This is a genomic window from Micromonospora sp. WMMC264 (assembly GCF_027497275.1).
GTDB lineage: Bacteria > Actinomycetota > Actinomycetes > Mycobacteriales > Micromonosporaceae > Micromonospora > Micromonospora chalcea.
Window position 1 is genome coordinate 202,776 of record NZ_CP114907.1, and the last position, 23,723, is coordinate 226,498.

The window sequence follows — 23,723 nt, forward strand, 5'->3', positions numbered from 1 at the left end:
GCGGTGGCGGGGCGGGCGGGTCCGCCCGCGCGCGGCGGGCGGGTGGTCCCGCCCTTCCAGTCCCTTCGACCACGAGAGGCAGGCGTTCGTGCGGTGGAACATCCGGTGGCCCGGTCGGCGCGCGCGAGCCGGTCGCGGCACCACCCAGCCGGGCTGCTACCGGGCGGCCAACTACACGCCGTTGCGCCCCTGGCAGGTGCGGGAACGGCGGTTCCGGACGACGCGGCTGGGCCGGCGCGGGCTCGACCCGGCCGAGGTGCACGAGTTCCTCGACCGGGTGGCGCTCGACCTGGCCGACGTCTACCGGGCGCTCGGCGTCAGCCGGGAGGAGACCGCGCGGGTCCGGGACGCGCTGCGGCGCTGGCAGTCCGAGCAGGCGCAGATGCGGATGAACGCGGGGGCGTACCGTCGATGAGTCCCCGCGAGCGGTTCGTCATCCACCTGCCGGTCGTCGCCGGTGACCTGGCCGGCGCCGTACGCCTGGCCCGGGTCGTGGCCCGCTGGTCGGGCGTGCTCGCCCAGGCCGACCCGGGCGAGACCACCGTCTCGGCCGAGGACGAGCAGGGCGTACGCCATCGGGTCTTCTGTGATCTGCGGATGGGCGACGGCCGGCGCTGCCTGCTGCGGGCCGACCACGACGGCCGGTGCGCCCGCCGGCCGCTCCGGTGACCCGCCGCCCGGCCTGCGCACTCGTCGCGACGGGCGGGGGCTGACCGCCGCACGGGTCGATGCACCGTACCGTTGTTCCCAGCGGCGCGAGGCCGCCGTGCGTCGGGAGGTTCGCCATGCCGAAGGGTGTCTCGTTCGCGCCAGTGCGAACCGTGAGGGCGTACGAGGGGATCGTCCGGCAGGTCGAGGAGCGGATCGCCGCCGGGGATCTGCGGCCGGGGGACCGGCTGCCGAGCGAGCGCGAACTGACGACGCAGTTCGACGTCAGTAGGTCCACTGTGCGTGAGGCGCTGCGCGTGCTGGAGAGCAGCGGCCTGATCCGTTCGCGTCCCGGTGACCCGCTCGGGCCGCAGGTGATCGCCTCGACCGCCTCGGCGATGCGCAAGCTGTTCGCCCGGGTCGTGGACAGCCGGCGGCTCGGCGTGGCGGAGTTGCTCCAGTTCCGGATGATCATCGAGTCGGCGGCCGGTTCCGTCGCCGCCCGGATGGCGTCACCGTCCGAGCTGGACGAACTGGAGCAGGCGTTGGCGGGCATGCGGGACGCGGTGGCCGACGGTTACGAGGCGTTCAGCGCGGCCGACGTGCGCTTCCACGAGCACGTCGCCCGGCTGTCCGGGAACGAGTTGCTCGTGCTCTGCCTCGACGCGGTCCGGAGCATGGTGCTGGACCTGATCTCCACCAAGCTCGCCGAGTCGCCGGACCGCGAGGCCCTGATGGAGCGCACCCTGGCCCACCACCGCCGCGTCCTCGACGCGATGCGCGCCGGTGAGGCCGACGAGGTCACCCGGCTGACCCGCGAGGAACTGCACCGCTACTACGCCGAGTACGTGCCGGAGGCGCGCCGCTCGATGGTGGACGTATTGCTCTGAATCCGCCTGATGTGGCCTGACCTCGGATTATGAGAGTCGGCCATCAGCTGAGCAGGCTCTTCCCTTCAACTGGTCTGACCAGTAGCCTCCCCCACATCTCGTCGTGTACCACGGGGGACCACCAGTTGCCCAATGCATCGACCGCCCCGGATTGGGGCGGAGGTCGCACCGCTTCACATGGGAGAAGCTGCATGAAGTCGTCCAGATTCGCCGCGATCGCCGCGGCAGCCCTGGTCTGTCCGGGACTCGTGCTCGTCGGGTCGCCCGCGTCGGCCAACCCCGCCGCCGGCGCCCCGGGCGCCCACAACGCCATCACCGACGTTCCCGGAATCCAGGTCGGCCAGGTTCAGTCCGACACCGCCCCGTACCTGACCGGCACCTCCGTCGTGTACATGCCGCAGATGTCTGTGGCCAGTGTGGACCAGCGTGGCGGCGCTCCCGCCACCAAGGAGACCGACCTGCTCAGCCCGCTCAACTCGAACCCGGGCGTCAACGCGATCCAGCTCGGCGGCAGCAGCATGTACGGGCTGTCCGCCACCAACGGCATCATCCGCTGGCTGGAGGACCGCGGCGAGGGCGTACGCGTCGGCGCCGGCGGTGTGGCCCCGATCGTCCCGGCCGCGGACATCTTCGACCTCGGCCGCGGCGGTGACCCGAAGGCGCGCACCTCCGCCGAGTGGGGCTACCTCGCGGCGCAGGCCACTTCGGACGGTCCGGTCCGTCAGGGCGGCGTCGGCGGCGGCACCGGCGCCCGCGGCGGCGGCCTGCGCGGCGGCGTCGGCACCGCCAGCGTCCACCTCGGCGACGGCATCTACGTCGGCGCGATGGTGATCGTCAACCCGGCCGGCTCCCCGGTCGACCCGGCCGACTGCACCCTGTACGGCGTCAAGTTCGGCATCGGCAACGAGTTCGCCGGCTACAAGGCTCCGAAGAAGCAGGAGTGCAACCCGCCGAGCACCGCCGCGCAGCAGCCGGCGAACACCACGATCGCCGTGGTCGCCACCAACGCGCCGCTGGAGAAGGCCGCCGCCCAGCGGATGTCCGGCAACGCGCACGACGGCATGGCCCGCGCGATCAGCCCGATCCACACCCTGGGCGACGGTGACACCGTCTTCGCCGTCTCCACCGGCAAGGGCGAGGCGCTGCAGATCAACGACCCGGCCGACACCCGTCAGCTGAACGCCATCTTCAACGCCGGCGCCAGCACGCTGGCCCGTGCCATCGCCAAGGCCGTTCTCTCGTCCGAGAGCATCGGCAACACCACCAGCTACTGCGACCGCTACCCCTCGGCCTGCAAGGGCATGAAGCAGCTCAAGCAGTGGCGTACCCAGGGCAACGCCCCGGACGTGACCCCGGAGACCTTCGCCCAGGCCACGCAGGCGCTGGCGCAGACCCCGGTCCCCGCGCCGGCCGGTGCCGACAACGGCAAGCCCAAGCCCAAGCCGAAGGCCGCTCCGGCGGGCAACACCACGCAGCAGGAGTCGCAGAACGGCATGGTCCTCGCCTCCGACAACACCGGCGGCCCCGCGCTCTCCACGGGCGTGACCACGGGCCTGCTGGCCGCGGGCATCCTGGGCGTCGGCCTGCTGGGCATGCACCTGCGGGGTCGCCGCCGGGGGCAGGCTTCCGACCAGCTCGCCTGACACGCACGCCGTCTCACCCTCGCGCCGGTAGTTAGGCGCGTGTGAACGATCGAGGCGGGTTCCGTCCACCCCGGACGGGACCCGCCTCGCTGCGTTCCTCACCCCACCCGCCCCGCACGGCGCGCCCGGCGTGCGCCCGGCGTGCGCCTTGCCGATCTTGGACTTGTGGTGGCTCACAAAAGTCGCCACTCGGGCATCCTGGGCGCCACAACTCCAAGATCGGCGGAGTGGGCCGTCACGGCCCGCGCACCTCGAAGCAGGGCAGATGCTGGGCGCGCCGGACGCAGCCGGCCAGGCGTGGGGAGCGTGCCGCCTCGGCGGGTTGCTGCGCAGCGCTGTCGCCGGACTCCAGGGCCGGGCGTACGCAGTTCAGCCCCGGCTCGGCGACGATCGTCGACGTCCCGCGTCCGGGCAACGCGAACCCGGCTCGGCGATGCTCGTGCCGGTGCCCCGGGCGTTGCCCTAGAGGCCGTCGGCCGGCCCGAGCCGCTGCCGGGCCAGCCGGTGTCGGGGCGATCCGAGGCACGCCTGCACCATCACCTCGACCTCCTCGCGCACTGCGGGCCGCCACGCCGACTCGCCCGCCCCGAAGCCCGTCGCCCCGCTGCGCCGGGAGGACCCCGGCTCCCGGGATCCTCCCGGGCCGTCGATCTTGCGCCTTGTGCCCTGACGAAAGGGGTGAATCCCCCGCACCGGGGGCCGCAACTGCAAGATCGCGGGTGCAGGCACGCGTAGAAGGACCTGGTGGGCGGAGCCCACCAGGTCCTTCTACGCGTGGTGCTGGCTACTTCTTGGAGACCTTGGTGACGTCGAACGACTGGGTCACCGCGTCCTTCGGGTAGCCCTCGACGCCGTCGCGGATCACCGCCAGGTTCGGCAGCAGGAACAGCCAGTCGCTGGCCGCCTCCTGCGAGATGACCTTCGCGGCCTCGGCGAACTTCTTGTCCCGGGTGGCCGCGTCCAGGGCCGTGTCGGCCTCGTTCATGAGCTGCGTGACGGCCGGGTTCTTGTACCGGTAGTAGTACTCCGGCTGCCCGTAGCGGACCAGGTCACGGGGCTCGACGTGGGCGATGATCGACATGTCGTAGTTGGCCTTGCCGAGCACCTTGTCCAGCCACTGCGGCATCTCGACGTTGTTCTGGGTCACCTTGATGCCGACCTCGGCGAGCTGCGAGGCGACGAACTGCGCGGAGGCGCGGGCGTAGCCGGGCGGCGGGACGTCCATGGTCAGGGTGAGCCCGTTCGCGTGACCGGCGTCGGCGAGCAGCTGCTTGGCCTTGGCGGGGTCGTGCGGGAAGTCAGCGGTGCGGTCCTCGTACCACGGGTCGCTCGGCGGCACCATGCTGCCGATCTTCGTGCCGTAGCCGGACCACACGGTCTTGATCAGCGCGTCGTGGTCGATCGCGTGGCGGATCGCCTGGCGCACCCGGACGTCGGCCAGCGGGCCCTTGCTGTTGTTCATCGACAGGACGACCTCACCGGTCGTCTTGCCCTCGATCACCTGGAACTGCTTGTTGCCCTTGAACACCTCGAGCAGCTGCGGCGCCTGGATGTTCGCCACGATGTCGAGCTGACCGGAGAGCATCGCGTTGTTCAGCGCGTTCGCATCGGTGATGTAGCGGAAGACGGCGGTGGCGACCTTCGCCTTCTCACCCCAGTAGCCGTCGTTGCGCACCAGGGTGATGCTGTCGCCGCGGTTCCACTTGTCGAACTTGAACGGGCCGGTGCCGTTCGGCTTGGTCCCCAGGTCGGTGGCGTTCTCCTTGAGCACCACGCCGACGCGGCCGGCGACGTCGAACAGCCAGCTCTGGCTCGGCCGCGACAGCGTCACCTCCACGGTGGACGCATCCGGCGCCTCGACGGTCTTCACGACCGTCATCTGGGACTTGAACGGGTTCGTCGAGCCCTCCGCGGTCACCCGCTTGAAGCTCCACACCACGTCCTGCGCGGTGAGCTTCTGGCCGTCGTGGAAGGTCACGCCGTCGCGGAGCTTGAACGTGTACTTGGTGCCGTCGTCGGACATCTTCCATTCGCTGGCCAGCAGCGGCTCCACCTCACCGGTGTCCGCGTTCTGGCGCACCAGGCCCTCGTACACGTTGTAGAGCAGGACCTGCGGGATCGCGGCGCCGGCCTCGGCGGTCAGGTCGAGGCTCACCGGCTCGAGGTAGGCACCGAGGGTGACCGTACCGTTGCCGGAACCGCCACCGCCGGTGGTGGTCTCGGAGTCACCATCGCTACTGCACGCGGTCAGAGCCAGCGCCGTGGCGAGCAGCACGGCGGGCAGCGTTATCTTCAGCCGATTCATTCGTGTGTCCCATCGCGAAGAACGCCAAGGGCGCTCGTAGCCTGTGAGGCGGGACACTAGGAGTGTGGTACCCGATGCAAAAGGGCCAGTTCAGCGGGGTCGGCAGGTACCAATCGGCGTCTGACTACCGGGCCACCCGGAATCCGGTGTTGCCACTTGAGGAGTCAACGGTGGTCCGACTCCGTGCGGCCACGCGGTAACGGTTGCAATAAGAGTCGTGGCAGAGGTACGAACCACCCCTGATGACGCTCTCACCTGGTGAGACGTGTCCTCGGCGGTCGCGCCAGGGTTCGGCCGTGAGTTCCCAAACGTTGCCCGCGACGTCGTACAGGCCGTAGCCGTTCGGCGGAAACGTGGTCACCGGAGAGGTGCCCACGAACCCGTCGTCCGCGGTGTTGACAGCGGGGAAGGCGCCCTGCCAGATGTTGCACAGGTGCCGCCCGCCCGGGGTCAGCTCGTCGCCCCAGGCGTAGCGGGCCTGGGACAGCCCGCCGCGTGCCGCGTACTCCCACTCGGCCTCGGCCGCCAGCCGCGTCCCCGACCACTCGCAGTACGCCTCGGCGTCCCGGTGGGAGACGTGGACGACCGGATGCCGCTCGCGTCCGGACAGGCCCGAGCCGGGCCCGTCCGGGGCCGCCCAGCGCGCCCCCTCGACCGCCAGCCACCAGGGCGCGCCCGGCACCGTGGCGTCGAGCACCCACGGGTGCGCGGACGGGGCGAGCAGCAGGTGGAAGACGAAGGACCAGCCGTACCGTTCCGCGTCGGTGCGGTAGCCGGTGGCCTCGACGAAGCGGGCGAACTGCCGGTTCGTCACCGGTGTCGCGGCGATCTCGAACGGGGCCACGGTGACCGGGCGGACCGGCCCTTCCAGGTCCTCGGGGAAGCCCTCCGGATCGTCGGTGCCCATGAGGAAGGTGCCGCCGGGCAGCGCGATCAGGTCGTCCGTACCGGTGGGGCCGGCGCGGACGGCACTGGGGCCGGCCGTCGATCCGGCGGCGGCGGGCGGGCGTTTCGGCGCGCAACACGGCGACGGCGGAGGGCTTCCTCCGCCGTCGTCCGGTTCAGCCGATTCGGTGCTCACATCCGCGCTACGCCGGCAGGGCGTCCGCCTGGTACGCGTCCTCGCTGATGGCGGCGGCGACGGCGTCCCCGAAGTCCTCCGTCGACATGCCCATCTCCGGCCCGCGCATCGCGCCCAGGCGCGGCAGCACCGCCTTCACCCCGTCCTCCAGGCTGCGGGCCGCCTCCGGGTGGCCCAGGTGCTCCAGCATCAGCGCGGCGCTGAGGATCGACCCGGCGGGGTTGGCCCAGCCCCGGCCCGCGATGTCGGGCGCGGAGCCGTGCACCGGCTCGAACATGCTCGGCGCCGACCCGGTCGGGTTGAGGTTGCCGCTCGCGGCCAGGCCGAGACCGCCCTGCACGGCCGCGCCGAGGTCGGTGATGATGTCGCCGAACAGGTTGTCGGTGACCACGACGTCGAACCGCTCCGGCTGGGTGACCAGGTAGAGGCACATCGCGTCGACGTGCACGTACTCCACCGAGATCTCCGGGTACTCCGCCGCGACCTCCTCGAAGGTCCGCTGCCACAGGTCGCCGGCGTACGTGAGGATGTTCGCCTTGTGCACCAGGGTCACGTGCTTGCGGCGGGTCAGGGCCAGCCGGAAACCGTGCCGGATGAGGCGTTCGACCCCCTTGCGCGTGTTGACCGACTCCTGGGTGGCGATCTCGTCCGGCCCGCCCCGGTGGATGAAACCGCCGGCACCGACGTAGGCGCCCTCGGTGTTCTCCCGCAGGATCACCAGGTCGCACTGCTCCGGACGCAGCCCGCCGATGGGCGAGGGCACACCTGGTAGCAGCTTGACCGGCCGCAGGTTGACGTACTGGTCGAAAGCGGTCCGCAGATGGATGACCAGGCCGCGTTCCAGCACCCCGGGTGGCACCGAGGGGTCGCCGACGGCGCCGAAGAGAATGGCGTCCGCCTTGGCCAGTTCCCGCTCCACGTCCGGCGGCACGACCTGGCCGGTGATCCGCCAGTAGTCCGCGCCGAGTTCGTAGTCTTCCCAGACCAGGTCCAGCCCGAACCGCTGGGCGGCGGCGTCGCACGCCTTGACCGCCTGCGCGGTGACCTCCGGTCCGATGCCGTCGCCGGGCACCAGCGCGATTCGCTGGGCGCTCATTAGTCCACCTCTGTCCGCGTGCAGGAGACCCTCACCTGCCATCGTCGGCCAAGAGTGGCGGGATCGGGCCCTCCGCAACAGGTCCAGGTCTCCGGCTAGGCTGGTACCAGCGGGATGCGGATGGTGTGCGCAGGAGTGCGACGACGGGACGAGGCGAGATCCCCGCGAGAGGTGGGGAGGTCGAGATGGCGGATTTTCTGCTGCCGGTCAACCCGCAGAGCTCGGTTCCGCTCTACGAGCAGATCATCACGGGGCTCGAGGACGCGATCCTCGCGGGGCAGTACGACGACGGCCCGCTGCCCAGCACCCGCCGTCTGGCCGAGGCGCTGGGCGTCTCCCGGAACACGGTGCTGACCGCGTACGACCGGCTCATGGAGCAGGGCCTGATCGCGACGATTCCCCGGCGCGGCCTCTACGTCTCCTCCGAGGCGGTGGTCCGGATGCGGGCCGCGCGCCGGACCTCCCGCTCCGCGACACGGCCCATCGACTGGGAGGCACGGCTGCCCGAGCCGCCGCCCACCCCCGTACACCGGGACCCGGCGTGGTCGCGGGCGCCGTTCCCCTTCGTCGTCGGCCAGCCGGATCCCGGCATGTTCCCCACCGGCGCGTGGGAGCGGGCGCAGCGCGAGGCGGTACGGCAGGACGGGCTGTCCCGGGTGATCGGGGACGCCGGCCAGGCCGACGACCCGCAGCTCGTCCGCCAGCTCTGTGAGCACGTGCTGCCGTCGCGGGGCATCTCGGCCGAGCCGAACCAGGTGATGATCACGCTGGGCTCGACGCACGCGCTGCACCTGCTGGCGAGCGTCCTGGTCCGGCCGGGCAGCGTCGTGCTGGTGGAGGACCCGGGCTACCCCGACGCGCGGACGATCATGCAGATGGCGGGCGCCGACGTGGTGCCCGGCCGGGTGGACGAGGACGGCCTCGTCGTGGAGGACCTGCCGGCCGACCTGCACGGCGCGGAGCTGGTGTACGTCACGCCGAGCCACCAGTACCCGACCGGCGCGACGATGTCGGCGTCCCGGCGTGAGGAGCTGCTGCGCCGGGCCGGCGCGGCGGACGCGGTGGTGATCGAGGACGACTACGACCCGGAGATGACGTTCCGGGGCATCCCGGCGGTCGCGGTGCGGGCGCTGGACGACGAGGACCGCGTGGTCTACCTCGGCAGCTTCAGCAAGCTGCTGGCGCCGGGCCTGCGGCTCGGTTACGTGGTGGCGTCCCCGGCGCTGGTGGAGGCGATGCGGGCCCGCTCCCGCTACGTGCTGCGCCACCCGCCCGGACCGATGCAGCGCGCCCTGGCCCGGATGATCGCCAGCCGGGACCTCGCCCGCCACGTGCGGCGTATCCGCGCCCACTACCAGGGGCTGTACGAGGAAATGACGCGCGCGATCGAGCGCCACGTGCGCTGGGGGCCGCAGCCGGTGCCGCGCGGCGGCCTGGCCCGGTGGATCACCGGCCCGCCCGGTCTGGACGCCGGGCAGCTCGCCGTCGACCTGCGCCGCCAGGGTGTCCTGCTCGACCCGGGCGAGCCGTACTGGACCACCCGCCCCACCCCGCGTCACCACTTGCGGCTGGGGTACCAGGTGATGCCGCTGGACCGGATCGACGAGGGGGTCCGGCGGGTCGCCGCGGCCGTAGAAGACCAGGTCCGGCCACGGCTGGTACCCCCACCGACCCGGAAACTGGACGTTCCCCTCCGGGGTCGGAGTTCGTAACCTCCGACGCCATGACGTCGGACACCCATGCCTCCCTCCGCGCCGGCCATCTCGTGGACGAGCAAGCCGTCGTGTCGCTCACCCAGGACCTGGTCCGCATCCCCTCGACCTGGGACGCCGCGCAGGGGCGGAGCGAGCAGCCAGTGGCGGAGCTCGTCGCGCAGGTCATGCGGGGCTTCGGCTGGCGGCCGGAGGTCACCGAGGTCGTTCCCGGGCGGCCCAACGTGGTGGCGGTGGTGGAGGGCGGCCTGCCCGGTCCGACGCTGATGTTCGAGGGGCACACCGACGTCGTCACCGAGGGTTCTCCCGAGGAGTGGACGGTCGACCCGTTCGGCGGCGACATCGTCGACGGGCGGCTGTACGGTCGCGGCTCCGCCGACATGAAGGCCGGCGTCGCCGCGATGATCCACGCGGCCCGGGCCGTCGAGCTGGCCGGACCGTTCCCGGGCCGGATCGTGGTGGCGGCCCTGGTGGACGAGGAGGGCCAGATGCTCGGCGCGAAGCACTTCACCACCACCGCGCTGGCCCGCGAGGTGGACGCCGCGATCATCTGCGAGCCGGAGGCGGAGGAGATCTGCGCGGTCGCCAAGGGCGCGGTCCGCCTGCTGGTCACCTGCACCGGCAAGATGGCGCACGGCGCGATGCCGCAGCACGGCCGCAACCCCGTGCCGGCGGTGGCGGAACTGGTGGCCGCGCTCGGCCGGTACCAGAAGGAGCTGCAGGCCGACCCGGGGGAGCACGAGCACCTCGGCCTGACGTTCCTGACCCCCACGGTCCTGGACGCCGGCTCCGCCGACCAGCTCAACGTCATCCCCGGCCGCGCCGTGCTCGGCGTGGACTGCCGGACCGTCCCCGGTGTCGACCACGCCGCGCTCGCCGCGCGCGTGCGCTCCGACGCCGACGAAATCGGCGCCCGGCACGGCGTCAGCTTCGCCGTCGAGGTCGTCGACGACCGGCCGTGCGCGGTCACCCCGGAGGACCACCCGATCTCCCTGGCGGTGGCGCAGGCGCACAGCGCCGTCACCGGTACGGCGCCGGTCTTCGGCGGTGTGCCCGGCGCGACCGACGGCACCATCCTGTGGCGCGACAGCGGCATCCCGAACGTGGTGTACGGCCCCGGCCCGAAGTGGATCGCCCACCAGCCCGACGAGTACGTCGAGGTCGACGACATCGTCCGCAAGACCAGGGTCTACGCCGAGGCGGCGCTGGCCTTCCTCACCGGCGCCGCGACGGGTGCGGCGTCGTGACCGCGCAGGAGCTGCTGACCGCGCTGCCCGCCGGGCTGCCGATCGGCGCGGGCTGGGCCACCACCGCGCAGACCGCGCCGGTCCGTTTCCCGTACGACGGCAGCACCGTGACCCAGGCGCCCTGGGGTGACACCGCCGACGCGGAAGCGGCTGTCGACGCCGCGCACGAGGTCGCCGCGGAGATGGCCGGCCTGCCCGGTCATCGGCGGCGCGCCATCCTCACGACAGTCGCCGCCGAGGTCCGCGCCCGCGCCGACGACCTCGCCGAACTGCTGGTCCTGGAGACCGGCAAGCCGCTTGTCGACTGCCGGGTCGAGGTCGCCCGCACGCTGGTCACGCTGGAGACGGCGGCCGAGGAGGTCGGGCACCTCACCGGCGAGACGGTGGCGCTGGACATGCAGCCGGCCGGCGAGGGCATGCTCGGCTTCTGGGTACGCCGTCCGGTCGGTGTCGTCGTCGGCATCACCGGGTTCAACTACCCGCTGCTGCTGGCCGCCCACAAGGTCGCACCGTCGGTGGCGGCGGGCTGCCCGGTGATCGTCAAGCCGGCGCCGAACACGCCGCTGGCCACGCTGGTGCTGATCGACCTGTTCCGCCGGGCGGGCTGCCCGGCCGCCGGCGTCCAGCTCGTCACCGGCGGTGTCGAGGTCGGCAAGCTCCTGACCACCCACCCGCGCGTCGCCGCCGTGTCGTTCACCGGGTCCGCGCAGGTCGGCCACCAGATCGCCCGCGCCGCGGCCCCGCGCAAGGTGCTGCTGGAACTCGGGTCCAACGCGGCGCTCGTCGTCGGCCGCGACGCCGACCTCGACCGGGCTGCGGAAGCGGTCGTACGCGGCGGGTTCTACGCCTCCGGCCAGGCGTGTATCAGCGTGCAGCGGGTGATCGTCGAGGAGCCGGTCCGCGAGGCGCTGCTGGACCGCCTCCGGCCGCTGCTGGCGAACGTCACCACAGGTGATCCCCGGTCCGCCGACACCCGCGTGTCCGCCCTGGTGGACGAGGCGTCCACCGAGCGGGTCCACTCGTGGGTGGACCGCGCGGTCGCCGCCGGGGCGCGCTGCCTGTCCGGCGGTACGGCGCAGGGCCGGGTGCTGCAGCCGACGGTGCTCGTCGACGTCCCCGAGGACGCCGAGTGCTGGGCGGAGGAGATCTTCGGGCCGGTGGTCTGCGTCCGGTCGGTGCCGGACATGGACGCGGCAGTCGAGCTGGTCAACCGGTCCCGCTACGGGCTCCAGGCCGCCGTCTTCACCCGCGACCTGGCGGTGGCCCTCGACGTGGTGCGCCGCCTCGACGTCGGTGGCGTGCTCGTCAACGAGGTGCCCGGCTTCCGCGCCGACAACATGCCGTACGGCGGCGTCAAGGACTCCGGCATCGGCCGGGAGGGACCGCGCTTCGCCATGGAGGAGCTGACCGTGACCAAGATGGTGATGATCAGGCCATGATTCGGAGTGGGAGCACACAGGCATGGTGATCTACTTCGTCCGGCGGCTGGCCATCCTCGCGGTATCCCTGTTCGCCGCGTCGATCCTCGTCTTCACGATGCTGTCGCTGCTGCCGGGCGACCAGGCGCAGGCGATGCTCGGCGTGAACGCCACCCCGGAGGCGCTGGAGGCGCTGCGGGAGCAGTTCGGGACGAACCGCCCGTTCACCGAGCGGTACCTCGACTGGGCCGGCGGCCTGATCCGCGGTGACTTCGGCATCTCGCCGCTGAGCGGGGTGTCGGTCGGCTCGGAGATCGGCGACAAGCTCGGCGTGACGGTGCCGCTGATCCTGGCCGGGATGACGCTGGCGCTGCTCATCGCCGTACCCCTGGGCATCCTCGCCGCGGTGAAGAGCCGGACCGCGATCGGCACGGCGCTGTCCGCGCTGAGCCAGGTCGGCATCGCCGTTCCGTCGTTCTGGCTCGGCATCCTGCTCATCACCGTGTTCGCGGTGAAGCTGCAGTGGCTGCCCGCCGGCGGGTTCACCGGATGGGACGACTTCGGCGGCGCCGTGCGGGCCCTGCTGATGCCGGCGCTGGTCCTCGGCGTGGCCCAGGGCGCGATCCTGATGCGCTACGTCCGGTCCGCGGTGGTCGAGGTCATGCAGGAGGACTTCATCCAGACCGCGCGGGCCAAGGGGCTCAGCCGCTCGCAGGCGCTGACCCGGCACGCGCTGCGCAACGCGGCCATTCCGGTCATCACCGTCCTCGGTCTGCAACTCGCGACGCTGCTCATCGGCACCGTCGTGATCGAGAACGTCTTCGGCCTGCCCGGTCTGGGCCGGATGCTGCTGCAGGACGTGGGCAACCGCGACCTGCTGAAGGTGCAGGGCACGGTGATGGTGCTGACCGCCGCGGTGCTTCTGATCAACTTCGTCGTCGACGTGGTGTACCACGCGGTCGACCCCAGGCTGAGGAGCAAGGCATGACATCAGTCGCCGACGCCCCACCGGACGCCACCGCCGACGTCGTCGCGGCCGGCCCGGTCAAGCCGCGCCGCCGCTGGAACCTCACGCTGGTGATCGGCGCCGGCCTGGTGGGCCTGGTCGTCCTCACCGCGCTGGTGTCGTTCCTCTGGACGCCGTACGACCCCACCCGGGTCGACCCGTCGCAGACGCTGCTCTCCCCGGGCGGCGACCACTGGCTCGGCACCGACCACTTCGGCCGGGACATCGTCAGCCAGCTCCTCGTCGGCGCGCGGACCACACTGTTCGTCGGCGTCGTCGCGGTGGCGATCGCGGCCGTCGTCGGCGTACCGCTGGGTCTGCTCGCCGCCACCGGGCACCGCTGGCTCAGCGAGCCGGTGATGCGCGCGCTGGACATCGTGTTCGCGTTCCCGGCCATCCTGCTGGCGATCATCCTGGCCGCCGGCTTCGGCGCGTCCACGCTCACCGGCATGATCGCGATCGGCGTCGCCAACGTTCCGGTGTTCGGCCGCCTCACCCGGGCCGGCGCGATGCAGGTGCTGCAGAGCGACTTCGTGCTGGCCGCGCGCAGCTACGGCCGCCGGGGCGTGGTGCTCATGGTCCGGTACGTGCTGCCCAACATCGCGGCCCTGCTGATCGTGCAGGCGTCGGTGTCGTTCGCGCACGCGGTGCTCGCCGAGGCGGCGCTGTCCTACCTCGGGTACGGCACCCCGCCGCCGACCCCCACCTGGGGCCGGATGCTCCAGGAGGCCCAGAACTACTTCGTCGTGCAGCCGATGCTGGCCGTCTGGCCCGGTCTGGCCATCGCCCTGTCGGTGCTCGGGTTCAACCTCATGGGCGACGGGCTGCGCGACGCCCTCGACCCGCGGCTGAGAGGACGGTGACCGGCGTGAGCGGGCTCGTGGTGGAGGACCTCGTCGTCAAGGTCCACGACATCCAGGCCGTCAAGGGCGTCTCGTTCGAGATCGGGCGGGGCCGGCGGATGGGGCTCATCGGCGAGTCCGGCTGCGGCAAGTCCCTGACCGCGCTCGCGCTGATGGGCCTGCTGCCGCACGGTGTGACGGCGTCCGGCCGGGTGCTGCTCAACGGGCGGAACCTGCTCGACCTGTCCGACAAGCAGATGTGCGCGGTCCGCGGCAACGACATCGCCATGGTGTTCCAGGAGCCGATGACCGCGCTGAACCCGCTGATGCGGGTCGGCAACCAGGTCGCCGAGTCGCTGCGGCTGCACAAGGGGATGAGCCGCGCGGCGGCCTCCGCCCGCGCCGTCGAACTGCTCGAACGGGTCCAGCTGCCCGAGCCCGACCGGACCGCGCGCAAGTACCCGCACCAGCTCTCCGGCGGTCAGCGCCAGCGCGTCGTGCTGGCCATCGCGCTGGCGTGCGACCCGGCCGTGCTGGTCGCGGACGAGCCCACCACCGCGCTGGACGTCACGGTGCAGGCGGAGATGCTGCGGCTGATGGACACGCTGGTGCGCGAGGAGGGCGCGTCGCTGCTGCTCATCACGCACGACCTGCCGGTGGTCGCCAGCATCTGCGAGGAACTGCTCGTCATGTACGGCGGCTCGATCGTCGAGCACGGCGACGTGACGACCGTCTTCGACTCGCCCCGGCACCCGTACACGGCGGGCCTGCGGGCGTCGACGGTGCTGGAGAGCACCGACGGCAGCGGCCGGCTGTCGACGATCCCGGGCCGCGTGCCGTCGCTCGGGTCGTTCCCCACCGGCTGCGTGTACCGCAACCGCTGCCCGCGCGCCGACGACGTCTGCGGCACCGTGCCGCTGCTGACGGCGCCGCCCGGCAGCACCCAGCGGGCCGCCTGCCACCACCCGATCGAGAGCGACCAGCCCCTAGGAAGCGGGAAGGCCAGCGCATGACCACCACCCCGTTGCTGGAAGCCGTCGACGTGGTGCGCGAGTACCGCGCCCCGCGGCGGTCGCTGCGTACGCCGGGCCAGCCGATTCGCGCGCTGGACGGCGTGAGCGTGCAGGTCCACGAGGGCGAGGCGTTCGGCATCGTGGGGGAGAGCGGCTCCGGCAAGTCGACGCTGTCGCGCATCCTCATGGCCCTCGACCAGCCGACGTCGGGCACCGCGTTCTACAACGGGCAGCGCATCAGTGGCGTACCGGAGCGGAAGCTCGCGTTCCTGCGGCGCGACGTGCAGATGGTGCTCCAGGACCCGATGTCGTCGCTGAACCCGCGGATGCGCGTCGCGGACATCATCGCGGAGCCGATGCGCGCGCTGCGCCTGCCCGGCGACCACCGGGCCCGGGTGGCCGAGCTGATGCACTCCGTCGGCCTGCCCGAGGAGGCGGTGACCCGCTACCCGCACCAGTTCTCCGGCGGTCAGCGGCAGCGCATCGCGATCGCCCGCGCCCTGGCGGCCGGGCCGAAGGTCATCGTCGGGGACGAGCCGGTCAGCGCGCTCGACGTGTCGGTGCGCGCGCAGATCCTCAACCTGCTCACCGACCTGGCCGAGCAGTTCAAGCTGACCCTGATCCTGGTCTCCCACGACCTGTCCGTGGTCCGGTACCTCTGCGACCGGATCGCGGTGATGAACCAGGGCCGGATCGTCGAGACGGGTGACACCGAATCGATCTACTCCGACCCTCAGCACCCCTACACCCAGAGGCTGCTGTCCGCGGTGCCCACCCTGAGCGGCGACCTCCTGGACCGATTCAACAGGAGCAGCACATGAGGTTGGTTGACCGCGTCGCCGTCGTCACCGGAGGCGCCAGCGGCATCGGACTGGCCACCGTCGGCCGGCTGGTCGAGGAGGGCGCGCGCGTCGTCATCGCCGACCTCGACGGCGACCGCGCCGCCGAGGCGGCCGCCGGCTTCGGGTCCGCCGTCGTCGGCGTGGCCTGCGACGTCACCCGGGCGCAGGACTGCCGCGCCGCCGTCGAGACCGCCGTCGAGCGGTTCGGGCGGCTCGACCTCATGCACGCGAACGCCGGTACGCCGTTCACCGGACCGGTCGACGAGGTGGACCAGGCGACGCTGGACCGCGTGATCGACGTCAACCTCAAGGGCGCGTTCTGGACCGCGCAGGCGGCCGTGCCCGCGCTGATCGAGGCCGGCGGCGGCTCGATCGTGTTCACCGCGTCCCTGCAGGCCGTCATCGCCCGCCCCCGGTACGCGCCGTACACCGCCGCCAAGCACGGCGTCATCGGCCTGATGAAGGCGCTGGCGCTGGAACTCGCGCCGCACGGCATCCGGGTCAACGCGATCGCCCCGGCGGCGACCGAGACGCCGATGCTGTCGGCGTTCCTCGGTGGCATGGGCGACGTGCCGGACAGCGCCCGGGAGAACTTCCGCGCGTCGATCCCGCTGGGCCGCATGGCGACGCCACGGGACTCCGCCGACGCGGTGGTGTTCCTCGCCAGCGAGGAGGCGCGGATGGTCACGGGCCACACGCTCGTCCTCGACGGCGGCACGACGGCCGGCTGAGGCGTACCGTGACCAGTTCGCTGGCGGACCCTCCGTACGAGGGCACGATCGGACGCACCTACCACGACTCGACGGAGCACTGGAGCGCGCCGCCGTCGGCCGCCCCGGGCACCCCGAACGTGGTGTACGTGCTGCTGGACGACGTCGGGTTCGCCGACTTCGGCTGCTTCGGCGCCGAGATCGACACCCCGACGATCGACCGGCTGGCCGCGTCCGGGCTGCGGTACACCAACTTCCACACGTCGCCGCTGTGCTCGCCGACCCGGGCCAGCGTGCTCACCGGCCGCAACCACCACAGCGTCGGCATGCGCATGCTGTCCAACTTCGACAGCGGCTTCCCCAGCGGCCGGGGCCGGATCACCCACGCCGCCGCCACCGTCGCGGAGATGCTCGCCGACGCCGGGTTCAACACCATGGCGGTCGGCAAGTGGCACGTCGCGCCGCTGGAGCACACCACGCCGTCCGGGCCGTACGACCAGTGGCCGCTGGGCCGTGGCTTCGAGCGGTACTACGGCTTCCTGGAGGCGGAGACCGACAACTTCTATCCGGAGCTGGTCCACGACAACCACCAGGTGGACCCGCCGGCCACCCCGGAGGAGGGCTACCACCTCACCGAGGACCTGACCGACCGGGCCATCGGATTCGTCCGGGACCAGACCTCGTTCACTCCGGAGAAGCCGTTCTTCCTCTACCTGGCGTACGCCGCCGCGCACGCGCCGCACCAGGCCCCGCCGGAGTACCTGGCGAAGTACCGGGGCCGCTACGACAGGGGCTGGGACGTGATCCGCGCGGACCGGCACCGGCGGCAGATCGGGCTGGGCATCGTCCCGCCGGACGCGCCGCTGCCACCGCACAACCCCGGCGTCGTGCCGTGGGACGACGTGCCGCCGGAGCAGCGCCGCCTGTTCGCCCGCATGCAGGAGGCGTACGCGGCGATGGTCGACCACACCGACGCCCAGCTCGGGCGCCTGGTCGACTTCCTGGAGCGGATCGGCCGCCTCGACAACACGATCTTCGTGGTCATGTCGGACAACGGGGCGAGCCCCGAGGGCACGCCGCTCGGCACGCTCAACCCCACCGCGTTCCAGAACCGGGTGCCGGAGAACCTCCAGGACAGCCTGGACCGGATCGACGAGATCGGCGGCCCGCGGGCGCAGAGCAACTACCCGCTGGGCTGGGCGCAGGTCAGCAACACCCCGTTCCGCCGCTACAAGCAGCACACCCACGAGGGCGGGGTCCGGGTGCCGTTCGTGCTGAGCTGGCCGGCCGGTGACGTGCCCGGCGGGGAGGTGCGCACGCAGTTCCAGCACAGCATCGACGTCACCGCGACGGTGCTCGACCTGGTCGGCGTGCAGCCGCCGGCGGTGCGCCGGGGCGTACCGCAGATGCCGCTGCACGGCCGCAGCTTCCGCGACGGGCTGCGCGACCCGGCGGCGCCGCCGTCGCGGGACCGCCAGTACTTCGAGATGTTCGGCCACCGTGGCATCTACCACCAGGGCTGGAAGGCCGTCGCGTTCCACGAGCGCGGCACCTCGTGGGACGAGGACCGCTGGGAGCTGTACCGGATCGACGAGGACCCGACCGAGAGCCGCGACCTCGCCGCCGAGTACCCGGAGGTGCTGCGGCGTCTCATCGAGGAGTTCTGGATCGAGGCGGCCCGCTACGACGTGCTGCCGCTGGACGACAGGGGATTCGCGGTCCGGGCCCGGGTGCCACGCCCCGGGTCGGTGCGGGACCGGCTTGTCTTCACCTACCTGGCGGGCGTACCGACTGTGTCCGGCGCGGCGGTGCCGCCGACGATGAACCGCTCGCACGCCATCACCGCGCGGGTGCGCCGCACCGACGCGGCGCAGGGCGGCGTGATCGTGGCGCTCGGCAACGTCAGCGGCGGCTACGTGCTGCACATCAAGGACAACCGCCTGGTGTACGAGTACAACTACCTCGGCGAGCACCACGTGCTGCGGTCCGAGGGCGAGCTGCCGCTGGGCCCGGTGGAGCTGACCTTCGAGCTGACGAAGACCGCCGACTGCCAGGGCGTCGGCCGGCTGTACGTGGACGGCGAGGCGGCGGGCGCGGCGCTGTTCCCGCGGTTGCTGCCGTTCTTCCACGGGTTCGCGGGCATGGACATCGGGCGCAGCATCCACTCGCCGGTGTCGCCGAGCTACCCGGCCCGGCACGAGTTCTCCGGCGAGCTGGAGTACGTGCGGTTCCGGCTGGCCGCGTCCGAGGAGGTCGGCGAGCCCATCGCGGCGGCGGACGACGTCGCGCCACGGCCGTCGGCCGGCGTGGGGTTCGAGGTCGTGGACTGACGCGCGCGGCGCGTACGGCGACGGCGCGTGGACGGACCTCGTTGTCCGTCCACGCGCCGTCTGTCTGCGGGGGCCTCAGCGCAGGGCCAGGCCCCACAGCGGGTCCTCCAGGAACCGCCCGACGTGGGCGAGCACCCGGCTGCCCAGCTCCCCGTCCACGAGCCGGTGGTCGAACGACAGCGACAACTGCACCGTCCACCGGGGAACGACCTGCTCGTCGACGACCCACGGCATGCGGCGCAGCGCGCCGAGGCAGAGGATCGCCGCCTCACCGGGGTTGAGGATCGGGGTGCCCGCGTCCACTCCGAACACCCCGATGTTGGTGATGGTGACGGTGCCGCCGGCCAGGTCGGCGGGACGGGTGCGGCCCTCCCGCGCGGTGGCCGCCAGCTCGTTCAGCGCGACCGCGAGGTCCCGTACCGGAAGGGTCTGCGCGGCCTTGACGTTCGGCACCAGCAGGCCGCGCGGCGTCGCGGCGGCGATGCCGAGGTTGACGTCGGCGAACCGGACGATCTCCTGGTTCTCCTCGTCCCACCGGGCGTTGACGTCCGGGTGCCGGCGGATCGCGTCCAGCAGCGCCAGCGACGCCACGAGCAGCGGGCTGACCTTGATGCCCTGGAAGGACGGGTCCTGCTTGAGCCGGTCCACGAACTCGACGGTGCCGGTCATGTCGACGGTGAGGAACTCCGTGACGTGCGGCGCGGTGAACGCGCTGGCGACCATGGCGGCGGCCGTCGCCTTGCGCACCCCGCGTACGGGCAGGCGCTCGTCCCGCCGGGCGTCGGTCGCCGCTGCCGGGCCGGTGGTGTGGTCGAGCAGGTCCTGGCGCGTGATGCGGCCGCCGGGGCCGCTGCCGCGCACGTCGGCCAGTTCCACGCCGAGGTCCTTCGCGAGCTTGCGCAGCGGCGGCTTGGTGAGCACCGGCGGCCGGGACGTGTGCGGCTGGCGGGCGGGCTCGGCCGGGCGGACCGACGGCGTGGCGCGACGGGGCCGGCGGGTCCGCGCCTGGGCGGACACCCCGTAGCCCACGAGCACCGCGGTACGTTCCTCGGCGGGCGGCGATGCGGCATCCGGCGCGGCGTCCGCGTCACCGCCGGTCCGGATCGCGATGATCGGCGCGCCGACCTCGACGGTCTGCCCCTCCTCGGCGAGCAGGCGGTCCACCACCCCGGCGTACGGGCTGGGCAGCTCGACGACAGCCTTTGCCGTCTCGATGTCCACCAGGATGTCGTTGAGGCCGACCGGATCGCCCGGAGCGACCCGCCAGGTGACGATCTCGGCCTCCGTGAGGCCCTCGCCGACGTCGGGCAGGCGGAACTGCTGAACGCTCACTGGTACCTCTCCCTTCACGCGGCCAGGACGCGGTCGACGGCGTCGAGGATCCGGTCCAGGTCGGGCAGGTACTCCTCCTCGACCTTGGCCGGCGGGTACGGCAGGTTGAACCCGCCGACCCGCTCGACCGGCGCCTCCAGCGAGTAGAAGCACCGGCTCGTCACCTGCGCGACGACCTCGGCGCCGAACCCGGCGAACGTGGGGGCCTCGTGGACCACCACCGCCCGGCCGGTGCGGCGGACCGACTCCTCGACCGTCGCCACGTCCAGCGGCGAGATGGACCGCAGGTCGATCACCTCGATGTCGCGGCCCTCCTGTGCCGCGGCCTCGGCGGCGGCGACGCAGGTGGCGACGGTGCCGCCGTACGTCAGCAGCGTGACGTCGGCGCCGGGGCGCACGACGCGGGCGCGGTGAAGCGGCATCGGCGGCCCGGCGTCCTCCGGTGTCACCTCGCCCTTGACCCAGTAGCGGCGCTTCGGCTCGTAGAAGATCACCGGGTCGTCACCGGCGATGGCCTGGCGGATCATCCAGTGCGCGTCGTCCGGGCTGGCGCAGTAGACGACCCGCAGCCCGGCGGTGTGCGCGAAGTACGCCTCGTTCGACTCGCTGTGGTGCTCCACCGCGCCGATGCCGCCGCCGACCGGGATGCGCACCACCACCGGCAGGGCGGTACGGCCGCCGGTGCGGGCCCGCATCTTGGCGAGCTGGGAGACGATCTGGTTGAACGCGGGGTAGACGAAACCGTCGAACTGGATCTCGCAGACCGGGCGGTACCCGCGCAGCGCCAGCCCGATGGCGGTGCCGATGATCCCGGACTCGGCGAGGGTGGTGTCCACCACCCGGGCCTCGCCGAAGTCCTTCTGCAGACCGTCGGTGACCCGGAAGACGCCGCCGAGCCGGCCGACGTCCTCGCCCATCAGGAGGACCTTGTCGTCGTCCTCCATGGCGCGGCGCAGGCCGCTGTTCAGTGCCTGACAGAGAGTGAGCATGAACGAGTTCTCCGATCGGGGCGGACGTCAGTCGAGGAAGGAGCCGCGGTAGGCGACGAACGCGTCGCGCTCCTCCCGCAGAAGCTGGGGCACGTCGGACAGCACCGTGGCGAAGGCGTCCGCGAGGTCCGGCGCCGTCAGGGCCAGGCACTCCCGGCGGGTCCGGTCGGCGAGTTCGTCCGCCTCGGCCTGGATCTGGCCGAGGAACGTCTCGTCGCTCCAGCCCTCGGCGCGCATCAGCGCCTCGACCCGGGCCAGCGGGTCCCGCGCCCGCCAGGCTTCCAACTCGTCGTCGGTGCGGTACCGGGTCGGGTCGTCGGACGTGCTGTGCCCGCCCATCCGGTACGTGGTGGCCTCGACGATCGCGGGGCCGCTGCCTGCGCGGGCGTGCTCGGTCACCGCTGACGTCACCGCGTACACCGCCAGCACGTCGTTGCCGTCGACCCACTCGCTGCGCAGACCGAACCCGGCGCCGCGCCGGTGGATCGGGGTACGCGTCTGCGACGCGGTCGGCGTGGAGATGGCCCACTGGTTGTTCTGGCAGAAGAACACCATCGGGGCGGCGTTGACGGCGGCGATGTTCATGGCCTCGCTCGCGTCGCCCTCGCTGGCCGCGCCGTCACCGAAGTACGTCACGACCACCGTGTCGCTGCCGTCGCGCTGCACGCCGAGCGCGTACCCGGTGGCGTGCAGCAGTTGCGCGGCCAGCACCAGCGTGTAGATGTGGAACGAGTACGGCTCCGGGTCCCAGCCGCTGTGCGCGACGCCGCGCCACTGCCGGAGCAGGTCGGCCGGGCCGATGCCGCGCCACAGCGCCGCCGCGTGCTCGCGGTAGCTCGGGAAGACGTAGTCGTCGGCGCGTACCGCCGCGACGGAGCCGACCTGTGCGGCCTCCTGGCCACGGCACTGCAGCCACAGGCCCAGCTCGCCCTGTCGCTGCAACGCGAACGCCTCGTCGTCGAGGCGGCGGGCCAGCCGCATCCCCCGGTACAGGTCGCGGGTGAGGCGGCCGAGGGCGTCTCGATCGACGTCCACGTCCGGGTGCAGGCGTCCGTCCGGGGTGACGAGCTGGGTCCAGCCCTCGGCGGCGCGCGGAAGGTCGGTGGTGCCGGTGAAGGGGTTGGTGACCGGTGGGTCGGCGAGATCTACGGTAGTCATTCGTCACCTTCTGGGTGCGTCGGTCTCCGCGTCACCGGGGTCGCCGGCCGTCTCGCGGATCTCGGATATGGGACCGCCCGCCGGGGTGGACCCGGCGGGCGGTGATGGGCGTACGTCTAGACCGTGTGCCGGTCGGCGAGTGTCAGCGCCTCGTCGAGGACCGCCAGTCCCGCCTTGGCCTCCGTCTCCGACACGGTGCAGGGCGGCACCACGTGGATCCGGTTGAAGTTGGCGAACACGACCAGGCCGCCCCGCTTGCACTCGGCCAGCACGTCGTTCATCTCCGGCGACGAGGCCCCGTACGGCGCCAGCGGTTCCCGGGTCTCGCGGTCGCGGACCAGTTCCAGCGCCCAGAAGACGCCGAGCCCGCGTACGTCCCCGACGCTCGGGTGCCGCTCGGCGATCTCGCGCAGCCCCGGGCCGAGCACGTCCGCGCCGATCCGGGCGGCGTTCTCGACGATGCCCTCGTCCCGCATCGCGTTGATGGTCGCGACGGCGGCGGCGGTGGCCAGCGGGTGGCCGGAGTAGGTCAGCCCGCCGGGGTAGGGGCGGGTGGCGAACGTGTCGGCGACGTGGTCGGCGATCACCACACCGCCGAGCGGCACGTAACCGGAGTTCACGCCCTTGGCGAAGGTGATCAGGTCGGGCGTCACGCCGTAGTGGTCGATGGCGAACCAGGCGCCGGTACGCCCGAACCCCGCCATCACCTCGTCGGCAATGTAGAGGATGCCGTGCCTGTTGCACAGCTCGCGTACGCCGGCCAGGAAGCCCGGCGGCGGCGGCATGATGCCGGCGGTGCCCGGCACGGTCTCCAGCACGATCGCGGCGATGGTGGACGGGCCCTCCATCTCCACGACGCGTTCGAGGTGGCGCAGCGCGAGCCGGCTCTCCTCCTCCTCGGTCGTGGCGCCGAACTCCGACCGGTACAGGAACGGGCCGAAGAAGTGCACGACCCCGGCGGTGCCGTTGTCGCTGGGCCAGCGACGCGGGTCGCCGGTCAGGTTCACCGCGGTCTGGGTGCCGCCGTGGTAGCTGCGGTACTGGGACAGCACCTTCGGCCGGCCGGTGTGCAGGCGGGCCATCCGGACGGCGTGCTCGATCGCGTCCGCGCCGCCGTTTGTGAAGAACACCTTCTCCAGGCCCGCCGGGGTCCGCTCGGCGATCAGCCGGGCCGCCTCGCTGCGGGCGTCGTTGGCGTACGACGGCGCGATGGTGCACAGCTTGGCGGCCTGCTCCTGGATCGCCGCCACCACCGCCGGGTGCTGGTGGCCGATGTTGGTGTTGACGAGCTGGGAGGAGAAGTCCAGGTAGCGGTTCCCGTCGCCGTCCCAGAAGTACGAGCCCTCGGCGCGCTCGACGACCATCGGGTCGAGCAGGGCCTGGGCCGACCAGGAGTGGAAGACGTGGGCGCGGTCGAGTTCGTAGGTGCGGCGTGCGCTGGTGCTCATTGTCGCGTCTCTC

General features: G+C 72.3%; 21 protein-coding genes. 13 read left to right on the plus strand and 8 right to left on the minus strand.

Annotation, left to right across the window (positions count from 1 at the left end):
- Nucleotides 1-100: 100 nt before the first annotated feature.
- From O7542_RS00955 to O7542_RS00970, 4 genes are all read left to right on the plus strand, one after another.
- The gene (locus O7542_RS00955; RefSeq protein ID WP_030503873.1) at nucleotides 101-415 is read left to right on the plus strand and encodes a DivIVA domain-containing protein; all 315 of its coding nucleotides are present in this window, start codon (nucleotides 101-103) and stop codon (nucleotides 413-415) included.
- Nucleotides 412-669, plus strand: a complete 258-nt coding sequence (locus O7542_RS00960) for a hypothetical protein (protein WP_209963033.1) — start codon at nucleotides 412-414, stop codon at nucleotides 667-669. Before O7542_RS00955 ends, O7542_RS00960 begins: the two co-directional genes overlap by 4 nt.
- Nucleotides 670-812: 143 nt before the next feature.
- Nucleotides 813-1,538: an FCD domain-containing protein gene (locus O7542_RS00965; protein WP_281605574.1), complete on the plus strand. Its 726-nt coding sequence runs from the start codon at nucleotides 813-815 to the stop codon at nucleotides 1,536-1,538.
- 191 nt (nucleotides 1,539-1,729) lie between these two features.
- Entirely contained in the window at nucleotides 1,730-3,181 is a 1,452-nt protein-coding gene (locus tag O7542_RS00970) for a P1 family peptidase (RefSeq protein WP_064447813.1), read from the plus strand.
- A 235-nt stretch (nucleotides 3,182-3,416) separates the two neighbouring features.
- Here the strand turns inward: O7542_RS00970 and O7542_RS00975 are convergent, their stop codons facing one another.
- From O7542_RS00975 to O7542_RS00990, 4 genes are all read right to left on the minus strand, one after another.
- Complete coding sequence (locus tag O7542_RS00975) at nucleotides 3,417-3,596, minus strand: hypothetical protein (protein ID WP_140946394.1); 180 nt, start codon at nucleotides 3,594-3,596, stop codon at nucleotides 3,417-3,419.
- Nucleotides 3,597-3,965: 369 nt separating this feature from the next.
- Nucleotides 3,966-5,486, minus strand: coding sequence for an ABC transporter substrate-binding protein (locus tag O7542_RS00980; RefSeq protein WP_281605575.1), 1,521 nt, complete (start codon nucleotides 5,484-5,486; stop codon nucleotides 3,966-3,968).
- A gap of 124 nt (nucleotides 5,487-5,610) precedes the next feature.
- Nucleotides 5,611-6,567, minus strand: a complete 957-nt coding sequence (locus O7542_RS00985; RefSeq protein WP_281605576.1) for a formylglycine-generating enzyme family protein — start codon at nucleotides 6,565-6,567, stop codon at nucleotides 5,611-5,613.
- A gap of 7 nt (nucleotides 6,568-6,574) precedes the next feature.
- The gene (locus tag O7542_RS00990; RefSeq protein WP_064447810.1) at nucleotides 6,575-7,663 is read right to left on the minus strand and encodes a 3-isopropylmalate dehydrogenase; all 1,089 of its coding nucleotides are present in this window, start codon (nucleotides 7,661-7,663) and stop codon (nucleotides 6,575-6,577) included.
- Between the two features lie 185 nt (nucleotides 7,664-7,848).
- On the opposite strand from O7542_RS00990, the gene O7542_RS00995 reads away from it, so the two are divergent.
- From O7542_RS00995 to O7542_RS01035, 9 genes are read left to right on the plus strand one after another with little or no spacing between them, the layout of a single operon-like run.
- Nucleotides 7,849-9,375, plus strand: a complete 1,527-nt coding sequence (locus O7542_RS00995; RefSeq protein ID WP_064447809.1) for a PLP-dependent aminotransferase family protein — start codon at nucleotides 7,849-7,851, stop codon at nucleotides 9,373-9,375.
- Between the two features lie 11 nt (nucleotides 9,376-9,386).
- On the plus strand, nucleotides 9,387-10,622 hold the full coding sequence (locus tag O7542_RS01000; RefSeq protein WP_043328753.1) for a M20 family metallopeptidase: 1,236 nt from the start codon (nucleotides 9,387-9,389) through the stop codon (nucleotides 10,620-10,622).
- A complete protein-coding gene (locus O7542_RS01005) occupies nucleotides 10,619-12,061 on the plus strand; it encodes an aldehyde dehydrogenase family protein (RefSeq protein WP_209963025.1) in 1,443 nt (480 codons plus the stop codon). Before O7542_RS01000 ends, O7542_RS01005 begins: the two co-directional genes overlap by 4 nt.
- Before the next feature lie 22 nt (nucleotides 12,062-12,083).
- Complete coding sequence (locus tag O7542_RS01010) at nucleotides 12,084-13,028, plus strand: ABC transporter permease (RefSeq protein WP_069087252.1); 945 nt, start codon at nucleotides 12,084-12,086, stop codon at nucleotides 13,026-13,028.
- The gene (locus tag O7542_RS01015; protein WP_043328759.1) at nucleotides 13,025-13,909 is read left to right on the plus strand and encodes an ABC transporter permease; all 885 of its coding nucleotides are present in this window, start codon (nucleotides 13,025-13,027) and stop codon (nucleotides 13,907-13,909) included. The genes O7542_RS01010 and O7542_RS01015 overlap by 4 nt, the downstream gene beginning before the upstream one ends.
- A 5-nt stretch (nucleotides 13,910-13,914) precedes the next feature.
- Nucleotides 13,915-14,901, plus strand: a complete 987-nt coding sequence (locus tag O7542_RS01020; protein WP_231915594.1) for an ABC transporter ATP-binding protein — start codon at nucleotides 13,915-13,917, stop codon at nucleotides 14,899-14,901.
- Complete coding sequence (locus O7542_RS01025) at nucleotides 14,898-15,722, plus strand: ATP-binding cassette domain-containing protein (RefSeq protein WP_030503861.1); 825 nt, start codon at nucleotides 14,898-14,900, stop codon at nucleotides 15,720-15,722. The genes O7542_RS01020 and O7542_RS01025 overlap by 4 nt, the downstream gene beginning before the upstream one ends.
- The gene (locus O7542_RS01030; RefSeq protein ID WP_187693386.1) at nucleotides 15,719-16,474 is read left to right on the plus strand and encodes an SDR family oxidoreductase; all 756 of its coding nucleotides are present in this window, start codon (nucleotides 15,719-15,721) and stop codon (nucleotides 16,472-16,474) included. Before O7542_RS01025 ends, O7542_RS01030 begins: the two co-directional genes overlap by 4 nt.
- A gap of 8 nt (nucleotides 16,475-16,482) precedes the next feature.
- The gene (locus tag O7542_RS01035) at nucleotides 16,483-18,783 is read left to right on the plus strand and encodes an arylsulfatase (protein WP_166457017.1); all 2,301 of its coding nucleotides are present in this window, start codon (nucleotides 16,483-16,485) and stop codon (nucleotides 18,781-18,783) included.
- Nucleotides 18,784-18,858: 75 nt separating this feature from the next.
- Here the strand turns inward: O7542_RS01035 and O7542_RS01040 are convergent, their stop codons facing one another.
- The 4 genes from O7542_RS01040 to O7542_RS01055 form a co-directional block, all read right to left on the minus strand.
- The gene (locus O7542_RS01040) at nucleotides 18,859-20,115 is read right to left on the minus strand and encodes a dihydrolipoamide acetyltransferase family protein (protein WP_166457018.1); all 1,257 of its coding nucleotides are present in this window, start codon (nucleotides 20,113-20,115) and stop codon (nucleotides 18,859-18,861) included.
- Between the two features lie 14 nt (nucleotides 20,116-20,129).
- Nucleotides 20,130-21,104, minus strand: a complete 975-nt coding sequence (locus tag O7542_RS01045; protein ID WP_166457019.1) for an alpha-ketoacid dehydrogenase subunit beta — start codon at nucleotides 21,102-21,104, stop codon at nucleotides 20,130-20,132.
- Between the two features lie 27 nt (nucleotides 21,105-21,131).
- The gene (locus O7542_RS01050) at nucleotides 21,132-22,262 is read right to left on the minus strand and encodes a thiamine pyrophosphate-dependent enzyme (RefSeq protein ID WP_166457020.1); all 1,131 of its coding nucleotides are present in this window, start codon (nucleotides 22,260-22,262) and stop codon (nucleotides 21,132-21,134) included.
- A 116-nt stretch (nucleotides 22,263-22,378) separates the two neighbouring features.
- Nucleotides 22,379-23,710 carry an aspartate aminotransferase family protein gene (locus O7542_RS01055; protein WP_069087255.1) on the minus strand — a complete coding sequence of 444 codons (1,332 nt, stop codon included), beginning with the start codon at nucleotides 23,708-23,710 and terminating at the stop codon, nucleotides 22,379-22,381.
- Between the last annotated feature and the right edge of the window lie 13 nt (nucleotides 23,711-23,723).